This is a genomic window from Bacillus sp. BML-BC051, assembly GCF_019656175.1.
Classification (GTDB): Bacteria; Bacillota; Bacilli; order Bacillales; family Bacillaceae_G; genus Bacillus_A; species Bacillus_A mobilis.
Genome location: NZ_BPLI01000142.1, coordinates 1 through 2,999, shown reverse-complemented (window position 1 = coordinate 2,999; position 2,999 = coordinate 1). Strand labels below are relative to the sequence as shown.

The following is a 2,999-nucleotide window of genomic DNA, read 5'->3' as shown; positions in this document are numbered from 1 at the left end:
GGGGTATCGCCAGCATTTTGGAATTATCTGTACTATGAAAATCAGGAGTATTTAAAGTATTCTAAGAAGAAAAATTGAGTGAAAAGTTACTTTAAATACTTGATATCTTAACTAAGTAAACAATGTATTTAACGTATTCGAAGTAGTGATGTCTTTGCAATTCGATGCTTCGAGGATTGTTTTCAAGTACGTTGTATACATGTCTTCAATGTAAAACCCTTATCAAATCAAGATTTTTTACTCTTAAGTATAGATAACGTGTATTTGCGGTCTGTCCCCCTAAAAAGACAGATAAGGAAAGTCCTATCTATAAATATTAGATGGGACTTTTCTTATCTTTTAGAACGTTATGATTAAGATGTTTTTGTAAGTTGTGCTTTGTGCGAAACAATCCCTTTTCCTTCTGCCGTATTATTACGCTCGCTTTTGAGTTCAATTGTAACATTATCACCATTAATGGTTATTGTTCTTGTTCTTTTAGCGCCTCTATCGTCTTGCCAAGAATCGGAAGTGGTATTTGTATATGCATTATCTAAAAACTGCATATACTCACCCATAAATAAATGATTTTGAATGTTGCCATTCCATACCTTCACCAAACACTTGCGAACTCGAGAATCCATCTCCACTTCTCTAGCAACCTCTACAAGCTTTTTTACATTTCAACTTAGTATTTTCATATCATTTTTTTCCGAAGCTAGGAATAGATACTCTCGTTAATTCTAGCATTGGTTCTAGTTCGAACTCATATGAGCTCCAAATGTGTAATTCATCATCAGCGATAGTGAATGTTGTTAGTGCAGGATTTTTAACAGGAACCTCAAACTTCTCTGTTAAAGGTTTTAAGTTTTTATCGTATGCTGTTATTGTAATCGTTTCACTTTCTTCCATTACATAGATATTTCCGTTGTTATCACCTAAAATTTTCGCGTTTGGTCCTATTAATACTTCTTTAAGTTTTCCATTTTCAAACAATGGTTTCCCAGTTTTCATATCGAACTGATAAATATAACTTCTATCTGCTAACTGGTACGAAACATATAATTTTTGATTTTCAATGTCCGCATATTTGTTGATATCTAGAGGGTTCTCTCTTAAACCAAGATATTCTGGAAGCAGATGCTTTTCATCTGTGAAGTCTGCAACGCGCTTGTCGTTTAAGTAAAGTTCGTACTTATTTGTTTTAGAATTACTTATTAGAGCACCTGGACCTTTTGAAGTTTTTATAAGGTCAATCCGTGATTGGTGCTCTTCGAATGGAATGCCATCCTTAGTGACTGTGTTCCCGGTCGGATCACCCACTGTATATTCTTTTACATGTAACTTCGATTCTTTTTTTGCAAAATATCTATTCCCTTTCACTTCATCACTTGTGTAATTTGAATTATCAAATGTTACAGGATTCTTCCATTTCTTTTTATCACTAAATACATATTTAAAGGTATCTCCAGACTCAGTAGCCAATATTATCCCGTCTTTTAATTCTGTAACATCGATTGCATCAATACCTGATAGAGATTTATCTACATTAAACGTGCCTCCACCAATCTTTTTTTGTTGCTCAATTACATTAAATCCGGTTTTGTCTCCAGAAGTTTCTTTACTTTCTTTTTTGGATACTTTCTCTTTCACTTCATCCACATTAATTACAGGTTGTGGTTTTTCGTCACTGCATGCTGATAATGTTAAAATTGCAGCAGCCCCCATAACAAATAATGCTTTTTTCTTCAATCGTCCTCCGCCTCTCCTAATTTTTTTATCTGTTTCTTTTTATCTGTTTCTTATTCTAAGTTGAAATATTACATTATAGAACATCGGATTCGTTCCATATTGAAGATTCTACTTAGAACAATTGTCTTAATTTTACTTTAAGCACAAGATAAAAATCTACTTAAAACTAAGTTTCCATAACAAAGATTATTTAAATGTTTCACAGTTGTTTGAACTTGGATTTCCAATGAGAAATGTGTCGATATTTATAGCTAAAGACTTAACTTTAAGTAGCGATAGTAATGTGGAGGGTAATTTATGAAAAAAGCGATTTTAGCATCTCTATTAGTTAGTTCTGTTGTTATAGGTTGTGAAAAAGAAGATACTTCTAAGGAAGCTACGAAAGAAATTTTAAAGCTTATTAGGGGTTCCGCCAACAAAACGCAAATTTCGTACGCTAAGCAAAATTTGAAAAAGAAAAAGCCGATTTCCTGTAAGCTAAGAGATCGGCTCGTTTAACAATTACCTCTTAAATAGAATATATAATTTTATTGGCAAGCACCCAAAGGATTTCCATCTGGATCAAAAAACGTAAAGAATTTGGTAGTCCCTTCTCCACTAATAGGATTTACTTTGACACTACGTTCAATTAATAGTCGGTAAGTCTCGTTAATATCTCTTGGAATAAAGTTATAATATTTTCCTACTCCAAATCCATTATCAGGAAACTTCATCGGTTGGTGATTAACGGTTCTTACAAGACATACTACTGTTTGCGACTCTTCTGCAATTTTCATAACTGCGGCTTCTTTCTCAATATAAATAAGTTTAAATCCTAATTTTTCTTCATACCATTCAGCTGATATTTTTGGATCTTTGACTGGTATAAATGCCCCTTCCATACCAGTTAATAATGACTGCGACATTCTATATCCTCCTTAAAAATTTTCTTTTTTTATTCGCTAACATTAAACAAAAACCCTGCCTTCTCTTACTCAGGGAGCTGGCTCCATTACTGAACAAAATAAAAATAGATCCCGTTAGCCTATCTGATGCATTAATCCATAAATGAGGCGCCATAAACGGACGTTTAAGGAACTTCATTGGGTTCTAATAAAACTAACTGAAATACGGTCAAAAATCAGTACCAAAAACAAAGTCCCATATCAAATGTAAAATATCATTTATGGAACCTTCTTAACGTACGGTGAAACCAAGTTTTTTGTCTTAAAAATTCCTTATCGTACGAAATTCGCGTTTTGTTGGTGCTACCCCATGCCCATCAACTT

The 2,999-nt window shown here is 33.3% G+C and carries 4 protein-coding genes; 1 reads left to right on the top strand and 3 read right to left on the bottom strand.

The window, feature by feature from the left end; all coding sequences use genetic code 11:
- Positions 1–353: 353 nt before the first annotated feature.
- Positions 354–623: a hypothetical protein gene (locus K5S59_RS29645; protein ID WP_212982298.1), complete on the bottom strand. Its 270-nt coding sequence runs from the start codon at positions 621–623 to the stop codon at positions 354–356.
- Between the two features lie 58 nt (positions 624–681).
- The gene (locus tag K5S59_RS29640; RefSeq protein ID WP_212982299.1) at positions 682–1,731 is read right to left on the bottom strand and encodes a hypothetical protein; all 1,050 of its coding nucleotides are present in this window, start codon (positions 1,729–1,731) and stop codon (positions 682–684) included.
- A 297-nt stretch (positions 1,732–2,028) separates the two neighbouring features.
- Between K5S59_RS29640 and K5S59_RS29635 the strand changes: the two genes are divergently transcribed.
- A complete protein-coding gene (locus tag K5S59_RS29635) occupies positions 2,029–2,229 on the top strand; it encodes a hypothetical protein (protein WP_212982300.1) in 201 nt (66 codons plus the stop codon).
- Positions 2,230–2,258: 29 nt separating this feature from the next.
- On the opposite strand, the gene K5S59_RS29630 is transcribed toward K5S59_RS29635, so the two are convergent.
- On the bottom strand, positions 2,259–2,636 hold the full coding sequence (locus K5S59_RS29630; RefSeq protein WP_212982301.1) for a VOC family protein: 378 nt from the start codon (positions 2,634–2,636) through the stop codon (positions 2,259–2,261).
- Positions 2,637–2,999 lie beyond the last annotated feature (363 nt).